This is a genomic window from Waterburya sp. (assembly GCF_058530065.1).
Genome location: NZ_JBZNBU010000197.1, coordinates 1 through 1,322, shown reverse-complemented (window position 1 = coordinate 1,322; position 1,322 = coordinate 1). Strand labels below are relative to the sequence as shown.

The following is a 1,322-nucleotide window of genomic DNA, read 5'->3' as shown; positions in this document are numbered from 1 at the left end:
AGATTTTGAGTTCTACTCGCAGTCATTTAGCAGCAAGAACAGCTTTAAAGGATGCTTTAGATGATTGATAATGAATAATTTATCTTGACTATCTTTTATTTTGCTAAAAACTATTAGAAAATTAATTAAGGATTTAATCGTATTTCTTATAGTTAATTTTCTTTTTTATTTAGAGCGTTTTTTCAGTCGAACCAAAGCTAATTAAAAAAGAAAATTAACTATAAGAAATACGATTAAATCCTTAATTAATTTTCTAATAGTTTTTAGCAAAATATAGTCGTTCTAATTAATTTCCGTACTATCTCAGTAATTTGTTCGGGGGATTAGGGATTAGGGGTTAGGGATTAGGGAGCAATAATTAGTACATATTTTCGTATGGTTCTTATTAGGAATGACTATAAAAGATAGTCAAGATAAATTATTCATTATCAATCATCTAAAGCATCCTTTAAAGCTGTTCTTGCTGCTAAATGACTGCGAGTAGAACTCAAAATCTCCTGTTCCCTTTGCAAGCGTTCTAGAGTATCTTGCATTTCTAGTAATGCTTGTTGTTCCGAAGCAACTCCGTATAAGTTGCTAGCTACCCAATAAGATAATTCCGTAGGGGAACTAGGCAAATCGTCGGGAAGCTCGATTTTTTGGCTAGTTAACTTAGCGGAAAAATGAACTACATCTCGCAATAAATCTCCTACTTCAGTTGCAATGGGTGTTAAATCTTTAGTAGGAGCTTTATCTTCGATCCATTCTACCAAGCCAACTCGGTATGGTTTTTCACGGACATATTCTAATACTCTAAATCTTTGTTGTCCGAAGGTGAGCATTTTCATGCGATCGTCAGGGAGTCTTTGAAAGTGAAGGATTTCCGCACAGCAGCCATATTCAGCAATCTCTCCAGTAGCAGGATCGATTGACAGCACTCCAAAACGGCGATCGTTCTCTAAAATCGTATTCATCATAATCCGATAACGATATTCAAAGATATGAAGGGGCAAAGGACGGCTGGGGAATAAGACTACTTCAGGTAGGGGAAATAAAGGAAGTTCTCTAACTGCGATTGAAGAAGATGCCATCTAAACTTATTTCTAGCTATGTTTGGTATTATTACTTACTTTAGCGGATTTTCTCTCATAAGGCGAAGTTCTAGTTGTTGGTTGAAAAAGATTATTCAACAGGTGCTATCAACCAACCAGATTTTACTGCGCTTTTCACATGGGTAGACCACATAATTAAACTTTAAAAACTAAGAACTAAGAACTAAAAACTAAAAACTACGAACTAGTAAATTTTCCCAGAGAGCTATTCAACTGAAAACGGCTGTAATT

1 protein-coding gene is annotated in these 1,322 nt (G+C 34.9%); it reads right to left on the bottom strand.

Annotation, left to right across the window (positions count from 1 at the left end; genetic code table 11):
* Positions 1 to 428 precede the first annotated feature (428 nt).
* Complete coding sequence (locus AC33VI_RS12415; RefSeq protein WP_491782581.1) at positions 429 to 1,070, bottom strand: LON peptidase substrate-binding domain-containing protein; 642 nt, start codon at positions 1,068 to 1,070, stop codon at positions 429 to 431.
* Positions 1,071 to 1,322 lie beyond the last annotated feature (252 nt).

Excerpts from the sequence above, each read along its gene's own strand:
- AC33VI_RS12415 (WP_491782581.1), bottom strand. The coding sequence starts at position 1,070 with ATGGCATCTTCTTCAATCGCAGTTAGAGAACTTCCTTTATTTCCCCTA.